19 protein-coding genes are annotated in these 17,868 nt (G+C 70.8%); 12 read left to right on the plus strand and 7 right to left on the minus strand.

Going from position 1 to position 17,868, the window contains the following annotated elements; translation table 11 throughout:
* Nucleotides 1-19: 19 nt before the first annotated feature.
* Entirely contained in the window at nt 20-436 is a 417-nt protein-coding gene (locus ACWC1K_RS05615; RefSeq protein ID WP_450828957.1) for an SsgA family sporulation/cell division regulator, read from the plus strand.
* A 248-nt stretch (nt 437-684) separates the two neighbouring features.
* Here the strand turns inward: ACWC1K_RS05615 and ACWC1K_RS05620 are convergent, their stop codons facing one another.
* Nucleotides 685-1,356, minus strand: coding sequence for a GOLPH3/VPS74 family protein (locus ACWC1K_RS05620; RefSeq protein WP_450828958.1), 672 nt, complete (start codon nt 1,354-1,356; stop codon nt 685-687).
* A gap of 297 nt (nt 1,357-1,653) precedes the next feature.
* Between ACWC1K_RS05620 and ACWC1K_RS05625 the strand changes: the two genes are divergently transcribed.
* The 3 genes from ACWC1K_RS05625 (at nt 1,654) to ACWC1K_RS05635 (ending at nt 5,373) form a co-directional block, all read left to right on the plus strand.
* Entirely contained in the window at nt 1,654-3,267 is a 1,614-nt protein-coding gene (locus tag ACWC1K_RS05625; protein WP_450828959.1) for an ABC-F family ATP-binding cassette domain-containing protein, read from the plus strand.
* Between the two features lie 137 nt (nt 3,268-3,404).
* Nucleotides 3,405-4,181, plus strand: coding sequence for a dimethylargininase (gene ddaH / locus ACWC1K_RS05630; RefSeq protein WP_450828960.1), 777 nt, complete (start codon nt 3,405-3,407; stop codon nt 4,179-4,181).
* A gap of 217 nt (nt 4,182-4,398) precedes the next feature.
* Nucleotides 4,399-5,373 (plus strand): acyl-ACP desaturase, encoded by a 975-nt coding sequence (locus ACWC1K_RS05635; protein WP_450828961.1) that lies wholly within the window; start codon nt 4,399-4,401, stop codon nt 5,371-5,373.
* 83 nt (nt 5,374-5,456) lie between these two features.
* Here the strand turns inward: ACWC1K_RS05635 and ACWC1K_RS05640 are convergent, their stop codons facing one another.
* Nucleotides 5,457-5,702 (minus strand): WhiB family transcriptional regulator, encoded by a 246-nt coding sequence (locus ACWC1K_RS05640; RefSeq protein ID WP_351468583.1) that lies wholly within the window; start codon nt 5,700-5,702, stop codon nt 5,457-5,459.
* Between the two features lie 213 nt (nt 5,703-5,915).
* On the opposite strand from ACWC1K_RS05640, the gene ACWC1K_RS05645 reads away from it, so the two are divergent.
* Nucleotides 5,916-6,701: a VOC family protein gene (locus ACWC1K_RS05645; protein WP_450828962.1), complete on the plus strand. Its 786-nt coding sequence runs from the start codon at nt 5,916-5,918 to the stop codon at nt 6,699-6,701.
* 21 nt (nt 6,702-6,722) lie between these two features.
* On the opposite strand, the gene ACWC1K_RS05650 is transcribed toward ACWC1K_RS05645, so the two are convergent.
* Entirely contained in the window at nt 6,723-7,400 is a 678-nt protein-coding gene (locus tag ACWC1K_RS05650) for an ANTAR domain-containing protein (RefSeq protein ID WP_450828963.1), read from the minus strand.
* 131 nt (nt 7,401-7,531) lie between these two features.
* Between ACWC1K_RS05650 and ACWC1K_RS05655 the strand changes: the two genes are divergently transcribed.
* Nucleotides 7,532-7,882, plus strand: coding sequence for a helix-turn-helix transcriptional regulator (locus ACWC1K_RS05655; RefSeq protein WP_450828964.1), 351 nt, complete (start codon nt 7,532-7,534; stop codon nt 7,880-7,882).
* A 50-nt stretch (nt 7,883-7,932) separates the two neighbouring features.
* Here ACWC1K_RS05655 and ACWC1K_RS05660 read toward each other — a convergent pair whose 3' ends face one another.
* Complete coding sequence (locus ACWC1K_RS05660) at nt 7,933-8,970, minus strand: LacI family DNA-binding transcriptional regulator (protein ID WP_450828965.1); 1,038 nt, start codon at nt 8,968-8,970, stop codon at nt 7,933-7,935.
* 106 nt (nt 8,971-9,076) lie between these two features.
* Nucleotides 9,077-10,126 carry a non-homologous end-joining DNA ligase gene (ligD, locus tag ACWC1K_RS05665; protein ID WP_450828966.1) on the minus strand — a complete coding sequence of 350 codons (1,050 nt, stop codon included), beginning with the start codon at nt 10,124-10,126 and terminating at the stop codon, nt 9,077-9,079.
* Nucleotides 10,127-10,200: 74 nt separating this feature from the next.
* Between ligD and ACWC1K_RS05670 the strand changes: the two genes are divergently transcribed.
* Nucleotides 10,201-11,271 carry an ATP-dependent DNA ligase gene (locus ACWC1K_RS05670; protein WP_450828967.1) on the plus strand — a complete coding sequence of 357 codons (1,071 nt, stop codon included), beginning with the start codon at nt 10,201-10,203 and terminating at the stop codon, nt 11,269-11,271.
* Nucleotides 11,272-11,363: 92 nt separating this feature from the next.
* Here the strand turns inward: ACWC1K_RS05670 and ACWC1K_RS05675 are convergent, their stop codons facing one another.
* Nucleotides 11,364-12,554, minus strand: a complete 1,191-nt coding sequence (locus ACWC1K_RS05675) for a zinc-dependent alcohol dehydrogenase (RefSeq protein ID WP_450828968.1) — start codon at nt 12,552-12,554, stop codon at nt 11,364-11,366.
* Between the two features lie 263 nt (nt 12,555-12,817).
* Between ACWC1K_RS05675 and ACWC1K_RS05680 the strand changes: the two genes are divergently transcribed.
* Nucleotides 12,818-13,762: a DUF3048 domain-containing protein gene (locus ACWC1K_RS05680; RefSeq protein WP_450829044.1), complete on the plus strand. Its 945-nt coding sequence runs from the start codon at nt 12,818-12,820 to the stop codon at nt 13,760-13,762.
* Between the two features lie 11 nt (nt 13,763-13,773).
* Here ACWC1K_RS05680 and ACWC1K_RS05685 read toward each other — a convergent pair whose 3' ends face one another.
* Nucleotides 13,774-14,238 carry a MarR family winged helix-turn-helix transcriptional regulator gene (locus tag ACWC1K_RS05685; protein ID WP_450828969.1) on the minus strand — a complete coding sequence of 155 codons (465 nt, stop codon included), beginning with the start codon at nt 14,236-14,238 and terminating at the stop codon, nt 13,774-13,776.
* A 211-nt stretch (nt 14,239-14,449) separates the two neighbouring features.
* Here ACWC1K_RS05685 and ACWC1K_RS05690 point away from each other — a divergent pair, with 211 nt between their 5' ends.
* From ACWC1K_RS05690 to pcaH, 4 genes are read left to right on the plus strand one after another with little or no spacing between them, the layout of a single operon-like run.
* Nucleotides 14,450-15,205, plus strand: coding sequence for a CoA transferase subunit A (locus ACWC1K_RS05690; RefSeq protein WP_450828970.1), 756 nt, complete (start codon nt 14,450-14,452; stop codon nt 15,203-15,205).
* Nucleotides 15,205-15,849 carry a CoA transferase subunit B gene (locus tag ACWC1K_RS05695; RefSeq protein ID WP_450828971.1) on the plus strand — a complete coding sequence of 215 codons (645 nt, stop codon included), beginning with the start codon at nt 15,205-15,207 and terminating at the stop codon, nt 15,847-15,849. The genes ACWC1K_RS05690 and ACWC1K_RS05695 overlap by 1 nt, the downstream gene beginning before the upstream one ends.
* A complete protein-coding gene (locus ACWC1K_RS05700) occupies nt 15,846-17,048 on the plus strand; it encodes a thiolase family protein (RefSeq protein ID WP_450828972.1) in 1,203 nt (400 codons plus the stop codon). Before ACWC1K_RS05695 ends, ACWC1K_RS05700 begins: the two co-directional genes overlap by 4 nt.
* A gap of 45 nt (nt 17,049-17,093) precedes the next feature.
* The gene (pcaH, locus tag ACWC1K_RS05705) at nt 17,094-17,867 is read left to right on the plus strand and encodes a protocatechuate 3,4-dioxygenase subunit beta (protein ID WP_450828973.1); all 774 of its coding nucleotides are present in this window, start codon (nt 17,094-17,096) and stop codon (nt 17,865-17,867) included.
* Nucleotide 17,868: the final 1 nt, after the last annotated feature.

Below are 17,868 nucleotides of genomic sequence, written 5' to 3' on the forward strand. Positions count from 1 at the left end.
GTCACAAGGGAGCAAGGCGTTGTCCACCGTCATCGAACAACCCGTGGAGGCCCGCCTCGTCGCCGCCGCGCCGCGCATGCCGAGCATCCCGGCGAAGCTGCACTACGACCGCAGCGACCCGTTCGCGGTCCGTATGACCTTCCCGGCGCCGGCCACGCTGGAGGGCGTCGAGGTCTGCTGGACGTTCGCCCGCGAACTCCTCGCGGCCGGTCTGCACGAGCCCGAGGGCCACGGCGACGTGCGCGTGCGGCCGTACGGCTACGAGCGCACCGTCCTGGAGTTCCACGCCCCCGAGGGCACCGCCGTGGTGCACGTCCGGTCGCACGAGATACGCCGGTTCCTCGACGCCACGAGTGCGCTGGTGCCGGTGGGGCTGGAGCATCTGCAGATGGATCTGGACCATGACCTGGCGGAGCTGATCCGGGACGCCTGCTGAGCGCTGCGCGTGTGGGGGTGCGATAGGCCGGGTGTCGTCTGCGGGTGCTTCGTGGCTGGTCGCGCCCACGCGGCGGAGCCGCACATTGGTACAGCCCCGCGCCCCCTGGGGGCGGTCAGCGCGCCGCCGGCACTGTGTTCCGCTCGCTCCAGTTCAGGCCTCCCTCCCGCGCCCCGTACGTCCCCGCCCCCAACAGCTCCCGCGCGGCGCGGTGGACCAGGGCGTGACCTGCCCGCGCCGGGGCCGGCTCAGTTGCCCGTCGCCGTCGCCACCGCCGTCAGGGACGCGGTCAGGGCCGTGTGCACCTGGGTGACGACCTTCCGCAGCGCGGGCGCCGCCGCCCCGCTGCGCTCCGCCAGCTCCGCCACGCGCGCGTGGTGACGGCTGCGGTCCTTGCCCCGCACCAGGGTGGGCAGCTCCGCGGCTGCGGCGAGGGCGACGACGGCAGCGTCCCGCTCGGAGACCTCCGCAACCGGCACCGGGCCCTCCAGCACCTCCCGCGCCTCCTCACGCAGCGCGTCCACGACGTCCGCCCGCGCCAGCACGTGCTCCACGCTGGGGAAGACCCCGAGCACCCGCTTGCGCTCCGCCCGCAGACAGCCCCCCGCCGTCAGTTGCTCCCGTACGGCATCGAGCGTCACGCGCGCGTGCAGCGTCACCCAGGCCTGCCAGCGGTGCGGCCGGGACTCGCGGACCAGTTCCAGGAGCCCGTCGAGGACGGCGTCCCCGGTGAGGGAGTCCATGTCGGCCGGGGTGGCGATGCCGTCCTCGTCCACGAGCAGACCGCGCTGGGCCAGTTCGGTGAGGGCGCCGGCCCGCACCAGGTGGTGGAGGCGGGCGGCGGCGGTGAGTTCGCCGGTGTCGGTGTCCCAGGCCAGCAGGTAGAGCCGGGCGGGCAGTGAGAGCGGGCCGTTGGGCACGGGGACTCCTTCATGCGGTGAGGGCGGGGTCACGTTAATCCGTTGACAGCCCGCCGACCGCCTCCTACGGTGTACAGCGGTTCTGTTGCCGTCGATTGGAGAAGGACGTTGCTCGTCTGAGGTCCTGAGACACCGTGTCACACACGTGAGGTGTGTGCGCTGCGTGCGACCTCGGCGTTCGAGCCGTCCTGACGGAGCAGGCCTTTTTCGTGCCTCCGGGCTCTCCTCTCCCGCCGTGGTCTTCGGTGTCTCTCTACGCGTTTGCCCCTGACCGCACCAAGCAACCGCGAGGCCCGTATGTCTACTTCCCTCACTTGTACGTCCCTGTTCTTCACCTGGCCCGACGGCACCCCCGTCTTCGAGGGCCTCGATGTCTCCTTCGGCCCCGGCAGGACGGGGCTCGTCGGCGTCAACGGATCCGGCAAATCGACCCTGTTGAAGCTGATCGCCGGTCAACTCGCCCCGGCCGACGGCGCCGTGCGCGTCGCGGGCGAGGTCGGCTACCTCCCGCAGAACGTCACGCTCGACACGCACCTGCGCGTCGACGAGGCGCTCGGCATCGCCGCGCAGCGCGCCGCGCTGCACGCCATCGAGTCGGGCGACGTGGCCGAGGAGCACTTCGAGACGGTCGGCGACGACTGGGACGTGGAGGAGCGCGCGCTCGCCACGCTCGGCGAACTCGGCCTCGGGCACATCGAGTTGGACCGCACCATCGGCGAGGTGTCGGGCGGCGAGTCGGTACTGCTGCGGCTGGCCGCACTGCTGCTGCGCCGCCCGGACGTCCTGCTCCTGGACGAGCCGACCAACAACCTCGACCTGTACGCGCGCCGGCGGCTGTACGCGGCCGTCGAGTCCTGGCCGGGAGTGATGATCGTGGTCAGCCACGACCGCGAACTCCTGGAACTGGTCGACCAGATCGCCGATCTGCGCTCCGGGGAGGTCACCTGGTTCGGCGGCAACTACTCCGCGTACGAGGAGGCTCTCGCCACCGAGCAGGAGGCGGCCGAGCGGATGGTGCGCGTGGCGGAGGCCGACTTCAGGAAGCAGAAGCGCGAACTGGTCGACGCCCAGGTCAAGTTGGCCCGCCGTAAACGGTACGGGCAGAAGATGTGGGACCAGAAGCGCGAACCGAAGATCGTCATGGGGGCACGCAAGCGCGCGGCGCAGGAGTCCGCGGGCAAGCACCGCATCATGCACGAGGAGCGGCTCAGCGAGGCGAAGGAGCGGCTCGACGAGGCGGTGGAGGCCGTACGGGACGACGACGAGATCCGCGTCGACCTGCCGTACACGGCGGTACCGCCGGGCCGCACCGTCCTGACCCTCATGGATCTCCGGCTGGCGTACGGCGCACGTGTGGCCGGTGGGCTGGATCTGCGCGGCCCGGAGCGGGTGGCGCTGATCGGGCGCAACGGCGCGGGCAAGACGACGCTGCTGCGCACCATCGCCGGGGAGCTGGCGCCGGTGGCGGGCGAGGCGCACGCGCACGTGCCGCTGCGTTTCCTGCCGCAGCGCCTCGACGTGCTCGACGGCGAGCTGTCGGTCGCCGAGAACGTGGCCCGGTTCGCGCCGACCGCCACCAACAACCGGATCCGGGCGCGCCTTGCCCGCTTCCTGTTCCGGGGCGCCCGCGCCGACCAGAAGGCGGCCACCCTGTCCGGCGGCGAACGCTTCCGGGCGGCCCTGGCCGCGCTGATGCTGGCCGAACCGGCACCGCAGCTGCTGATGCTCGACGAGCCGACGAACAACCTCGACATGGCGAGCGTGCGGCAGCTGACGTCGGCCCTGGAGTCGTACGAAGGGGCGCTGATCGTGGCCAGCCACGACCTGCCGTTCCTGGAGTCGATCGGGATCACCCGGTGGCTGCTGCTGGACGGCGAACTGCGGGAGACCACGCCGGAGGCGATCGGATAGCTCCCGACCCCGCATCTCAGGAGGGGCACAGCCTGGCAACGAGGGTTTTGCCGTCGTGGATCGGGGTTGCATGATGGCGGACCGGGTGTCGCGTCTTGGGCGCCCGGTCTGCCGTCCCGCCGATTCGGAGTCCCGTCGTGCCCAGCAAGAAGGCCCTCGTCCGCCGCCCGAGCCCCCGCCTCGCCGAAGGACTGGTGACGCACATCGAGCGGGAGAAGGTCGACTTCGATCTCGCGGTCGAGCAGTGGGAGGCGTATGTCGAGGCCCTGCGCGAGCACGGCTGGGAGACGGTCGAGGTGGACCCGGAGGACGACTGCCCGGACTCGGTGTTCGTCGAGGACACGGTCGTCATGTACAAGAACGTCGCGCTGATCACCCGGCCCGGGGCCGAGTCCCGGCGGGACGAGACGGCCGGCGTCGAGGAGGCCGTCGCCCGCCTCGGCTGCTCGGTGAACTGGATCTGGGAGCCGGGCACCCTGGACGGCGGCGATGTGCTGAAGGTCGGCGACACGATCTACGTCGGCCGGGGCGGCCGCACCAACGCGGCCGGCGTCCAGCAGCTGCGGGCCGCCTTCGAGCCGCTGGGGGCGCGGGTCGTGGCCGTACCCGTGAGCAAGGTGCTGCACCTGAAGTCGGCGGTCACGGCGCTGCCCGACGGGACGGTCATCGGGAACATCCCCAAGTTGGACCGGCCGTCGCTGTTCCCGCGCTTCCTGTCGGTGCCCGAGGAGTCGGGCTCGCACGTGGTGCTGCTCGGCGGCAGCAAGCTGCTGATGGCGGCGAGCGCGCCGAAGTCGGCGGAGCTGCTCGCCGACCTCGGTCACGATCCGGTCGTGGTGGACATCAGCGAGTTCGAGAAGCTCGAGGGCTGTGTGACATGTCTCTCGGTGCGACTGCGGGAGCTGTACGCCTGACGAGTGTGCCGCTCACCCTTCCAGCCCCGGGACCTGCGGATCCTGGGGCTTTTCGGCCTTCCTTGGAAGTCCTACGAAACACGGCCTGATCAGGGATCTCTTACACCGGGCTTAACCTACGGCTTCGTAACCTACGGTTTCGTAGCCTACGATCCCGTAGGTTCCGGCACCGCTCGCCGGTCCGTCCCCCTGTGTTGCGCGTCCCCCTGGAGTTCCCGTGACGATCACTTCCCCGCACCTCGGCAGCCCCGCCGTCTGGACCGACGCCAAGCTGCTGTACGCACTGGAGGAAGTGGTCGAGACGGAACTCAACCGGCATCTGAAGGTCGCCAAGGACTGGATGCCGCACGAGTACGTGCCCTGGTCGGACGCCCGTAACTTCCCCGGCCTGTTCGAGGACGGCGAGGCCTGGGACAAGGAGCAGTCCAAGGTCACCGAGATCGGCCGGATCGCGCTGGTGGTGAACCTGCTCACCGAGGACAACCTGCCCAGCTACCACCACGAGATCGCCTCGCTGTTCGGCCGTGACGGCGCCTGGGGCACCTGGGTGCACCGCTGGACCGCCGAGGAGGGCCGGCACGGCATCGTGATGCGCGACTACCTGCTCGCCTCGCGCGCGGTGGACCCGGACAAGCTGGAAGCCTTCCGCATGGCCCACATGAGCGAGGGCTTCGAGTCGGACAACCGCCACTCGATGCTGCACTCGGTCGCGTACGTCGCCTTCCAGGAGCTCGCGACCCGTATCTCGCACCGCAACACCGGCCACCAGTCCGGCGACCCGGTCTGCGACCGCATGCTGGCGCGGATCGCGACCGACGAGAACCTTCACATGGTCTTCTACCGCAACCTCCTGAAGGCCGCCTTCGAGCTGGCTCCCGACCTGACCATGCAGGCGGTCCGGGACGTCGTGGTGAACTTCCGGATGCCCGGCCACGGCATGCCCGGCTTCGAGCGGTTCGCCGCGCAGATGGCGATCGGCGAGGTCTACAACCTGCGCATCCACCACGACGACGTGCTTCAGCCGGTCCTCCGCTTCCTGAAGGTCATGGAGATCGACGGTCTCGGCCCCGAGGGGCAGCAGGCCCAGGACGAGCTCGGCCTGTTCCTGGGCGGGCTGGACGCGGAAGCCCTGAAGTTCGACGAGAAGCTGGCGGCCCGCAAGGCGCGCATGGCGGCGCGCGCCGGAGCCTGACGGCACACCTGATCGCAGGCCCGGCCACAGGCCAGAGGCCACGGGCCAGGACGCGGCCGGTACGCACGCGCGTACCGGCCGCGTCAGTGTGCGGTCCGCCGGAGCGCGAGGCGCTCCTTCTCCGACAGGCCGCCCCAGACGCCGAAGCGTTCGTCGTTCTGCAGGGCGTACTCGAGGCAGGCCGGGCGCATCTCACACATGCCGCAGATGCGCTTCGCCTCACGCACCGAGCTGCCCGGCTCGGGAAAGAAGAAGTCCGCCCCCGTCTGCGCGCACAGCGCCTGGGCCTGCCAGGCGGAGTCGGCCGGGGTGATGGTGTCGATGTGCATGGACGAGATCGTGCCGCGGACCGAAAAACGTTCGATCAACGCGTCATCAACGCCGCCGACGGGGCCTTCGGCCACCCTGATGGTGGCGCCCCGGACCTCCACGGCGCACGGCGGCGCGCGGAAGGCGGCGAAAGAGCACTCCGGCAGCGATTGTCAGTGGGCGGTGCAAGACTCGGCAGTGCAGAGAACGGGACCCTTGCGAGGAGGGCGAAGATGCTCACCACCCGTTTCGTCAACGGCGCTCCCAACTGGCTCGACGTCGGCACCTCCGACATCGACGGCGCCATCTCCTTCTACGGCGGCCTCTTCGGCTGGCGGTTCCGGTCGGCGGGGCCGGACGCCGGCGGATACGGCTTCTTCCAGCTGGACGGGAGGACCGCGGCGGGCGGAGTGCAGACCACGCCCGAGCAGGGCCCGCCGTCCTGGACCGTGTACTTCCAGAGCGGGAACGCCGAGGCCACCGCCAAGGCGGCCGAGCAGGCGCACGGCAGTGTGCTGATGCCACCCATGGACGTGATGGGCGAGGGACACATGGCGATCCTCGCCGACAAGGCGGGCGTGCCCTTCGGCATCTGGCAGCCCGGCCGTACCAAGGGCGTGGACGTGGCGAACGAGGCGGGGGCGCTGGCCTGGGTCGAGCTGTACACCCCGGACATCGCCGCGGCCGCCTGGTTCTACCACGAGACGCTGGGCCTGGAGACGGCGGCGGTGGACTTCCCGGGTGGCACGTACACCACCGTCAACCCCGCCGGGGGCGGCGAGGACTCCATGTTCGGCGGCATCGTCCCGCTCGCCGAGGACCCGTCGGAGGACCGCGCCTACTGGCTGCCGTACTTCGAGGTCGCCGACACGGACGCCACGGTCGCCAGGGCACGGGAACTGGGCGGCGAGGTCCGCGTCCCCGCCACCGACATCGAGGGCGTGGGCCGCTTCGCCAAACTCGCCGACCCCTACGGCGCCCGCTTCGCGGTGATCAAGAGCGCACCGCCGCAGACATGAGGTGACGAGGACGCCGGAGGGTCATGCCAGCGGGACGGTCGCGCGCACCTGGGCGACCGCGGCCGCCAGTTGCTGCTGCACCTCCTCGGGCAGCGGCGTGCCCTGAACGGTGCCGACCAGGTCCTGGGCCAGGACATGCAACTTGGTGTTGGTGTTCTGGGAGGCCATGACGAGCACGGTCCAGGCCACCTCGGGGCTCAGGCTGAAGGAGGCCATCAGGATGCCGCGGGCCAGATCTATGGCGGGCCGGGTCTGCATCGCCCTTCGCAGCTCGGCGACCTCCTTGCGCAGCTCCTGATCGACCGCCTCGGGCGCCTTCAGGTCGCCGACGGCGTCCTCCGGCTCGGTGCCATCGGCATCGGAGCCGGGGTGCACGAACAGCTCCCGGGCGCCGGTCAGCTCCAGCAGCCGGTCGACCGAAGGGCCGCTGGCCCGGATCGTGACCGTCTTGCCCGCGTCGAGGGCCCTGCGCCGCAGACCGAGGAGAAGGTTGAGACCGGAGCAGTCGCAGAAACCGATCTCGCTCAGGTCCAGGTCGACACCGCTCGCCGAGCTGTCCAGGGCCTCGGTCAGGTCATGTTCGAGCTGTCGGCCGCCGTGGTCGAGTTCGCCGCGCACCCGGACGGTCCTGCGGTCGCCGTCCGGCACCACGTCGATCGTCACCAGGCATGTCTGCGCGGACTGCGCAGGCTCCGGCATGGCCTCTCTCCCTCGAGTGCTCGTCCATCTCCGCTCCCAAGGTTCCCCTCTTCCCCCGCACACGTCAAGAAATACATGAAATTAAGTACGTGCTTTTGAATGCGCGAATAGTGAGTCGCTACAGTTGGAGCATGGATGGAGTGCCCGAGCCACACACCGGATGGACGTTCATCACGAATCACGCGCGCGTACTGGCCGTCATCGCCGACAACCACAGCGCCCGGATCCGCGACATCGCAGCACGCTGCCGCCTCACCGAACGCGCCGTCCAGAAGATCATTTCCGACCTCGAAGAAGCCGGCTATCTCTCCCACACCAAGGAGGGACGGACCAACACCTACCGGATCGATCCCGGCAAGGTCCTGCGCCATCCCGCCGAGGCCGGACTGACCGTGGCAGCGCTGCTCTCCCTGCTCGTGCAGGACGAGGCGGACCGCTCCACCAGCTCACCCAGCAGCACGCGGTCCCACGCCACGACCTGACGGCACCACGGCCGGCAGAGCTGCCCGCGCACGGCGCAGACGCATGCGGCTCAGGCCGAGGCCCGCCGCACGAGTGTCGTCGGCAGGACCACGCCGCCCGGTGCGCCTGCGACGCCCTCGTCGGTGGAGCCGGGGCCGAGGCGGCGCAGCAGCAGCCGGGCCATCAGCCTGCCCATCTGCTCGATGTCCTGACGGACGGTCGTCAGCGGCGGATCGGTCTGCTCGGCGACGGGCAGCATGTCGTCGAAGCCGATCAGGGCGACGTCGTCGGGCACCCGCCGCCCGCGCTCACGCAGTACGCGCAGCGCACCCGCCGCGGTGAGGTCGTTGGCGGCGAACACGGCGTCCAGGTCGGGGCGGCGCTCCAGGAGTTCCCGCATCGCCCGCTCACCGCCCGCCGGGGTGAAGTCGCTCTCGACGATGAGCCGGGGGTCGGCGTCGACCATGACGTCCCGGAATCCGTCGAGACGGTCCGCCGCGGACGTCTGGTCGAGGGGTCCGGTGATGTGCGCGATCCGGGTACGGCCGAGACCGACGAGATGGCGTACGGCCTCCCGGGCGCCGCCGCGGTTGTCGCTGTCGACGTACACCACCCCGCTGCGGCCGTCGCTCCAGCCGGGCCGCCCGCCGAACACGGTCGGCACACCCGCGTGCTGGATGAGACCGGGCAGCGGGTCGTCGAGGTGCAGGGAGAAGACGAGCGCGCCGTCGACGTGGCCCCCGGCGAGGTAGCGGCCGACGCGGGCGTGGTCGTCGCGGCCCTCGGTGAGCAGCAGCACGAGCTGGTTGTCGTGAGCCGTCAACTCCTTGCTGATGCCCCTGAGTTGCAGCGCGAAGAAGGGGTCGGCGAAGACGCGGGTCTCCGGCTCGGCGATGACCACGGCCACGGCGTCGTGCCGTCTGGTCACGAGGCTGCGGGCGGCCTGGTTGGGCACGTAGCCGAGCTCCTCCACCGCCCGCCGGACCCGCGCGACCAGGGGTTCCCTGACTCCGTCGCCGCCGTTGACCACGCGTGAGACGGTCGCCCGGGACACGCCCGCCCGGGCGGCCACGGCCTCCAGTGTGGGGCGCGGCGCTGTGTCGGTCACTTCGGGCTCCTGCTCCTGCTCGGCGGTTGCCGATCAGGATAGCTCCGGGCGGACAGCGCCGTGAGAGCGCTCTCGGATGCCGTCGTTCCCTACCGGGACGTCCGGATCAAGGAGTTGCGGGATCCGGCGGAGGCGTCTCAGCAGGGGGTGCCTTCTTCGCCCTGCTCGGCTGCACCCGCTTCGGCTCCCCCGGCATCTTGGGGTACTCGGGCGGGTACGGCAGATCCCCGAGCCCGTGGTCGTGCTCGTCACGGCGGGCGAGTTCGAGCAGGGCCTCCAGCGAGAAGCGCCGGTCGTCCATGTCCGCGTGCACATCGCCGAGTTCGGCGAAGCGCGCGGGCATGGTCGCGATGTCGAAGTCCTGCGGGTGCGCGACCCCGACCTCGTCCCAGCGCAGCGGCGCCGACACCGGGGCGTGCGGGCGGGGCCGTACGGAGTAGGCGGAGGCGATGGTGCGGTCGCGGGCGGTCTGGTTGTAGTCGATGAAGATCCTCTCGCCCCGCTCCTCCTTCCACCACTTGATCGTCACCTGATCCGGCATCCGGCGTTCCAGCTCCCGGCCCACGGCGATGGCGGCGCGGCGCACCTGGGTGAAGGTCCAGCGCGGTTCGATCGGCACGAAGACGTGCAGTCCGCGACCGCCGGAGGTCTTCGGGAAGCCCTTGAGCCCGCCGAACTCGTCAAGGACGGAGCGCAGTTCGTGGGCGGCGCGGACGGCGTCGTCGTAGTCGGTGCCGGGCTGCGGGTCGAGGTCGATGCGGAGTTCGTCGGGGCGGTCGACGTCGTCGCGGCGCACCGGCCAGGGGTGGAAGGTGAGCGTGCCGTACTGGGCGGCCCACAGGACGGCGGCCTCCTCGGTGGGGCACATCTCGTCGGCGCTGCGGCCGCTGGGGAAGGTGATGTGGGCGGTCGGGATCCAGTCGGGCATGTTCTTGGGCGCCCGTTTCTGGAAGAAGTTCTCGCCGGTCACCCCCTCCGGGTAGCGCTCCAGGGTGGTGGGCCGGTCGCGCAGGGCACGCAGGATGCCGGGGCCGACCGCGATGTAGTACCGGGCGAGGTCCAGCTTGGTGAAACCGCGCTCCGGAAAGAAGATCTTGTCCGGGCTGGACAGGCGCACGGTGCGGCCGCCCGCTTCCAGTTCCACCGCTTCGCCCATGCGGCCACGGTAGGCGCACCTCGCACACCTCGCATACCGGGCGGCACATGACGTATGCGAGCAGAATCAGACGCATGGATCTGCCCGTGATGCCGCCCGTGAAGCCGATGCTCGCCAAGTCGGTGGCGAGGATTCCGCCGGACATGCACTACGAGGCGAAGTGGGACGGCTTCCGGGCGATCGTGTTCCGCGACGGGACCGAGGTCGAGCTCGGCAGCCGTACGGGCAAGCCGCTGACCAGGTATTTTCCCGAGCTGGTGGCCGCGGTGAAGGAGCGGGTGCCCGAGCGGTGCGTGCTGGACGGGGAGATCGTCATCGCGCGCGAGGGCCACCTCGACTTCGACGCGCTCACCGAGCGGATCCACCCGGCGGACTCCCGGGTGCGGATGCTCGCGGAGAAGACCCCGGCGTCGTTCGTGGCCTTCGACCTGCTGGCCCTGGCGGACGAGTCGCTGCTGGACGTGCAGCTGACCGACCGGCGGGCGCTGCTGGAGCGGGCGCTGGCCGAAGTCACCGCGCCGGTCCACCTCGCGCCGGCCACGACCGACATCGACGTGGCGCGGAGCTGGTTCGAGCAGTACGAGGGGGCAGGCCTGGACGGCGTCATCGCCAAGCCGCTCACCGGCCGCTACCTCCAGGACGAGCGCGCCATGTACAAGATCAAGCACGAGCGCACGGCGGACGTCGTCGTCGCCGGCTACCGCCTCCACAAGAGCGGCCCGATCGTGGGCTCACTGCTGCTCGGCCTCTACGACGACCGGGGCGCCCTCCAGCACGTGGGCGTGTCGGCGGCGTTCCCGATGAAGCGGCGCGCGGAGCTGATCGAGGAACTGGAGCCCCTGCGGATGGAGGACGCCGAGGGGCACCCCTGGGCGGCCTGGTCCGACGAGACGGCGCACGAGACGGCCCGGCTGCCCGGCGCTCCGAGCCGCTGGTCGGGCAAGAAGGACCTGTCCTGGGTGCCGCTGCGACCGGAGCGGGTGGCCGAGGTGGCGTACGACCACATGGAGAACGGGGCGCGTTTCCGGCACACGGCCCGCTTCCGCCGCTGGCGCCCGGACCGCACCCCGGAGAGCTGCACCTATGCGCAGCTGGAGGAGCCGGTGCGGTACGACCTGGCGGAGGTCTTCGGGGGCGGGGCTTGACCGGCGGTGCCGTGCCGCCCGGGGGCTCCGCCCCCTGACCCCCGTATCGGCCTGAACGGCCTCGTCCTCAAACGCCGGACACGCTGGAATTCCTACGGTGTCATGAGCACCTTGACCGCGCCGTCCTGCTTGCGCTGGAACATCTCGTAGGCGTGCGGGGCGTCGGTGAGCGGCAGGCGGTGGGTGGCGAAGTCGTCCACGCCGAGGGGGTCCTCGTCCGTCAGATACGGGAGGATCTCGTCGCTCCAGTGGCGCACGTTGGCCTGGCCCATGCGGATCTGGATCTGCTTGTCGAACATGGTGAGCAGGGGCATCGGATCGGCCGTGCCGCCGTAGACGCCGACGAGGGAGAGCGTGCCGCCGCGGCGGACCAGTTCGATGGCGGTGTGCAGGGCGGCGAGGCGGTCGATGCTGAAGCGTTCGGCGAGCGGGCCGGCCAGCTTGCGGGGCAGCAGCGCCGAGGCCTGCTGGGCCAGTCGTGCGGCCGCGCTGCCGTGGGCCTCGGTGCCGACCGCGTCGATCACGGCATCCGGGCCGCGCCCGTCGGTCTCGTCACGGATCGCCTGAACGAGCTCCTTCTCGCTGTCGAAGCTCCGCAGGTCGTACGTCTCCACGCCCCGCGCCTTCGCCCGGCGCAGCCGCTCGCCGACCAGGTCCACCCCGAACACCCGTCCGGCGCCGCGCACTTGGGCGATACGGCAGGCCATGTCTCCGATCGGCCCGAGACCGAGCACGGCGATGCTGCCGCCCTCCGGGATCCCCGCGTACTCGACCGCCTGCCAGGCGGTGGGCAGGACGTCGGAGAGATAGACGAATCGGTCGTCGGGCGGCCCCTCCGGGACCTTGATCGGCCCGTACTGCGCCTGTGGCACGCGCAGGTACTCGGCCTGGGCGCCCGGCACCGCGCCGTACAGGCGGGTGTAGCCGAAGAGGGCGGCGCCCATGCCCTCGCCGGTCACCTGTGTGGTCTCGCACTGCGTCGGCAGCCCGGTCAGGCACATCCAGCAGTTGCCGCAGGCGATCTGGAACGGCACCACCACCCGGTCGCCCACCGCGAGGTCCGGCACCGCGGCCCCGACCTCCTCGACGATGCCCATCGGTTCGTGTCCCAGGATGTCGCCCGGTGTCATGAACGGTGTGAGCACCTCGTACAGATGCAGATCGGAGCCGCACAGCCCCGTCGAGGTGATGCGGATGACGGCGTCGGTCGGCTCCTCGATCCTCGGATCGGGCATCTCCTCCACCCGTACGTCCCGCTTTCCCTGCCAGGTCAAAGCCTTCATCGCGTGGCGCTCCCTCCATCGCACAGGTGTGTCTGCTCCTGCGGTGCGGCCCGGGTACCCGTCCGGCCGCTCCCCGAAGCGGGATCGGGAGCACGGCCCGAAACCGGGCCCGGTACGGGTCAGGGCCAATGGGCGTATCGAACGCGCGCGATCAGAGCCGAGCGGGTATGGGCATCAATGAACGTATAAGCGCACAATCGTTGACACGGGATGTGGTGGCCACGGTGAGCACGGGACGGTTGGCGCGTCCGCGACGCGCCTCGATGACAGTGGCGCTGCTGGCCGCCACGGCGACGGCCGCGCTGGCGGCGGGCTGCACCCAGCACGGCCCGGCGCAGGACGGACGCGGCCGGACGCAGGCCCCCCGGCAGCCGAAGGAGACCGGCAGCGGCGCACCCGTACTCGCCGTGAAGATCGACAACGCGCCCGAGGCCCGGCCCCAGACAGGGCTCGACTCGGCGGACGTCGTGTACGCGGAACAGGTCGAGGGCGGGCTGAGCCGCCTGATGGCGGTGTACGCGAGCACCCTGCCTAAGGCCGTCGGGCCGGTGCGCAGCGCCCGCGAGTCGGACCTGGAGCTGCTGCGCCAGTTCCACGATCCGACGCTCGCCTTCTCCGGGGCGCAGCACAAGCTGCTGCCGCTGATCAACAGCGCCCCCCTGCGGGCGGAGCCGCCCGACAAGGCACCCGGCGCCTACTACCGCGGAACCAGCAGACCCGCCCCGCACAACCTCTTCCTGCGCCCCGCCCGCCTGATGTCGTCCCCACCGGGCGCGAAGGCCCTGACCACCGTTTTCCACTACGGCGCCGCACCGGCCGGCGGCAGACCGGAGAACACCCGCACCATCCGCTTCCCGGCCGCCGGCTTCACCTTCACCTGGTCCGCGGACCTGCACCGCTACCTGGTCGCGATGGACGGCAGACCCACCACGACGGCCGACGGAAAGCGGGTGGCGCCGGCGACGGTCGTCGTGCAGTACGTGAAGGTGCGCCAGTCGGCCTTCCACGACCGCCTCGGCAGCAACACGCCGTACACCCGGACGGTCGGCTCGGGGAAGGCACAGGTGCTGCGCGACGGACGGGTCTACGACGTCAACTGGCAGCGCGGGAAGGCCACCGACGGCACGCGGTTCACGACGAACGACGGAAAGCCGGTCGGCTTCGCGAAGGGTCAGGTATGGGTGGTACTGGCCAAGGCACCGCGGTAGGCCCGGTGCGCTCAGCCCGGCGCCACGAGGGGTTCCGCCGGGTTGCGGAGCCCCTCGGCCGCATCGGCGACCCGCCGGATGAGGTCGAAGAACACCGCCTGCTCCTCGGCGGACAGCGGGGCCAGGAACACCTGGTTCATCCGGGCCGTGCGCACGGTCAGCTTGCGGTGGGTGCGCACGCCGTCCTCGGTCAGGCGCAGCAGGAAACGGCGGCCGTCGTGTGGATCACGCACCTTGTCGAGCAGCCCCCGGCGCCCGAGCCGGCTGATCACCTCGGCGATCGTCGACCGGTCGAGGCCCACCCGCTCCCCCACCGTGCGCTGGTCCAGGCCCGGCTCGGCGACGAGCGCGTTGAGGACCGCGAACTGCGGCGAGGTGATCTCCTCCGAGACCATCGTGTTCCACAGCAGGTAGTGGGCCTGCTGCAGCCGCCGGGCCAGGTGCCCGGGGTGGGTGGTGAGGTCCACCGCGGCCATGCGCGCTCCCGAGGTCGAATTCGTTGGTGCACTGAACGATACCTGTCGTGCAGTCGACTGTCTGTAGAGCCGAAGGCGGCTACTGACCTTGCTGTTCTTCGGGGTCTTGACGTCCGGCGGCTCCGGTGGCAGCGTGAAGGAAACTTCACGGAAATGCTCAGTGCCCTGATTAATTCGTGACCGGGCGCTCGGACGGGATGGGGCTTCACGGATGGACAAGGTGGTCGCCACGGCCGCTGAGGCCGTGGCGGATGTGCCGGAGGGTGCATCGCTGGCGGTGGGCGGGTTCGGGCTGAGCGGTGTGCCGAACGTGCTGATCGGGGCGTTGTACGAGCGGGGCGTGTCCGGGCTGAGCGTGGTCTCCAACAACTGCGGGGCGATGGAGACGGGGCTCGCGGTGCTGCTCGCGGCGGGGCGGATCGCTCGGGTGACCGGCTCCTACATCGGGGCGAACAAGGAGTTCGCACGGCAGTACCTGGCCGGAGAGCTGGAGGTGGAGCTGATCCCGCAGGGCACGCTGGCGGAGCGGCTGCGGGCGGGCGGGGCCGGGATCCCGGCCTTCTACACACCGGCCGGGGTGGGCACCCAGGTCGCCGACGGCGGGCTGCCCTGGCGCTACGACGGCGAGGGCGGGGTCGCGCTGGCCTCGCCGCCGAAGGAGGTGCGGGAGTTCGACGGCACGGAGTATGTGCTGGAGCGGGGCATCCGCACCGACTTCGCGCTGGTGCGGGCGGCGAAGGGCGACCGGCACGGGAACCTGGTGTTCAACAAGTCCACCCGCAACTTCAACCCCCTGGCCGCGATGGCCGGGCGGGTCACGATCGCCGAGGTGGAGGAACTGGTGGAGCCCGGCGAGATCGATCCGGACGCGGTGCATCTGCCGGGGATCTTCGTGCAGCGCGTGGTGGCCCTGACACCGGAGCAGGCCGGCGACAAGAAGATCGAGCAGCGGACGGTGAGCAGCTGATGGCCTGGACACGCGAGCAGATGGCCGCGCGGGCCGCGCGCGAGCTGGAGGACGGGCAGTACGTCAACCTCGGCATCGGGCTGCCGACGCTGATCCCCAACCACCTGCCGGCGGGAGTGGAGGTGGTGCTGGAGTCCGAGAACGGGATCCTGGGCACCGGCCCCTATCCCACCGAGGACGCGGTCGACCCGGACCTGATCAATGCGGGCAAGGAGACCGTCACCGTCCTGCCGGGGGCGTCCTTCTTCGACTCGGCGCTGTCCTTCTCGATGATCCGGGGCGGGCACATCGACGTGGCCGTGCTCGGCGCGATGCAGGTGTCCGCGAAGGGCGACCTGGCCAACTGGGCCATTCCGGGCAAGCTGATCACCGGCATCGGCGGGGCGATGGACCTGGTCCACGGTGCTCGTACGGTCATCGTCGTCATGACGCACACGGCCAAGGACGGCTCGGCGAAGATCCTTGAGGAGTGCACGCTGCCGCTCACAGGCAAGGCATGTGTGAACCGAGTCATCACGGACCTGGGCGTGATCGACGTGACGCAGGACGGGCTGGTGTTGACCGAGGTCGCCCCCGGTGTGGCCGTTGACGAGATCGTCGCCAAGACCGGCGCCGAGCTGACCGTTGCGGAGGACCTGCTGTGAACACCGTTTACATCGTCGACGCCGTGCGCACCCCGATCGGTCGCTACAACGGCGGCCTCGCCGCCGTCCGCCCGGACGACCTGGCCGCCCACGCCATCCGTGAACTCCTCGCCCGGACACCGCAGTTGGAACCCTCCCGGATCGAGGACGTGTACTTCGGCAACGCGAACGGGGCGGGTGAGGAGAACCGCAACGTGGCCCGCATGGCCGCCCTGCTGGCCGGGCTGCCGACCTCCGTGCCCGGGGTGACCGTCAACCGGCTGTGCGCCTCCGGCCTGGAGGCGGTCATCCAGGCCGCCCGCGCCATCGCGGTCGGTGACGCCCACATCGCCGTGGCCGGCGGCGTGGAGTCGATGACCCGCGCCCCGTATGTGCTGCCCAAGAACGACAGGCCCTTCCCCGCCGCCCACACCGAGCTGTACTCCACCACGCTGGGCTGGCGCATGGTCAACCCGAAGATGGACCCGCAGTGGACCATCCCGCTCGGCGAGTCCGCCGAACTGATCGCCGACAAGCACAAGATCAGCCGGGAGCAGCAGGACGAGTTCGCCCTCGCGTCCCACCGCAAGGCGGCCCAGGCTCAGCAACAGGGCCTGTTCGAAGCCGAGTTGGCGCCCGTCGCCATCCCGCAGCGCATGGGCGACCCGGTCGCCTTCGCCGCCGACGAGTGCGTCCGGCCGGACGCCTCCCTCGTCGCGATGGCCAAGCTGAAGCCCTCCTTCCGCAAGGACGACGGCACGGTCACCGCGGGCAACGCCTCGCCCCTGAACGACGGCGCCGCCGCGCTGCTGCTGGTCGACGAGGTGGGCCTGGAAGCGGTCGGCCGCGAGCCGCTGGCCCGAGTCTCCGCGACCGGCGTCAACGCCGTCGACCCCCACTACTTCGGCCTCGCCCCGGTCGAGGCGGTCAACCGGGCCCTGGCCAAGGCGGGCAGGACCTTCGCCGATCTGTCCGTGCTGGAGCTGAACGAGGCCTTCGCCGCCCAGGTGCTGGGCTGCGTCGCCGAATGGCCCGAGTTCGACCCCGCGATCCTCAACCCGCAGGGCGGCGCCATCGCCCTCGGCCACCCGCTCGGTGCCTCCGGTGCCCGGCTCGCCGGGACCGTCGCGCACCAGCTCGCCCGCCGCGGCTCCGGCACCGGCGTCGCCACCCTCTGCATCGGCGTCGGCCAGGGCCTCGCCCTCGTCCTCGAACGTTAAGAACACCCAGGCGTCAAGAACACCCAGGAAGCCCCAGGGACCCCCATGACTCTCACCCAGCAGGACATCGACCAGGAGATCGCGGCCGAGCACGCCGCGTACGAGAAGCGGATCGCCGACGGCGCGCCCGTGGAGCACCAGCCGCGACGCGACTACGCGCCGTACCGCTCGTCCGTCCTGCGGCATCCCAAGCAGCCGCCGATCACCATCGACGTGACGAAGGACCCGGAACTGGTGGAGCTCTCCTCCCCCGCCTTCGGGGAGCGCGACATCACCGAGATCGACAACGACCTCACCCGGCAGCACACCGGCGAGCCGATCGGCGAGCGCATCACCGTCTCCGGGCGGCTGCTCGACCGCGACGGCCGTCCGATCCGTGGTCAGCTCGTCGAGATCTGGCAGGCCAACTCGGCCGGCCGCTACGCCCACCAGCGCGAGCAGCACGACGCCCCGCTGGACCCGAACTTCACCGGCGTCGGCCGCACACTGACGGACGACGACGGGCACTACCACTTCACCACCGTGCAGCCGGGCCCGTACCCGTGGCGTCAGCACCTCAACGCCTGGCGGCCGGCGCACATCCACTTCTCGCTCTTCGGCACGGCGTTCACCCAGCGGCTCGTGACGCAGATGTACTTCCCGAGCGACCCGCTGTTCCCCTACGACCCGATCATCCAGTCGGTGACGGACGACGCGGCCCGGCAGCGGCTGGTCGCCACCTACGACCACAACCTGTCGGTGCCGGAGTTCTCGATGGGCTACCACTGGGACATCGTGCTCGACGGGCCGCAGGCCACCTGGATCGAAGAAGGGCGCTGAC

The organism is Streptomyces sp. NPDC001492 (genome assembly GCF_053597275.1).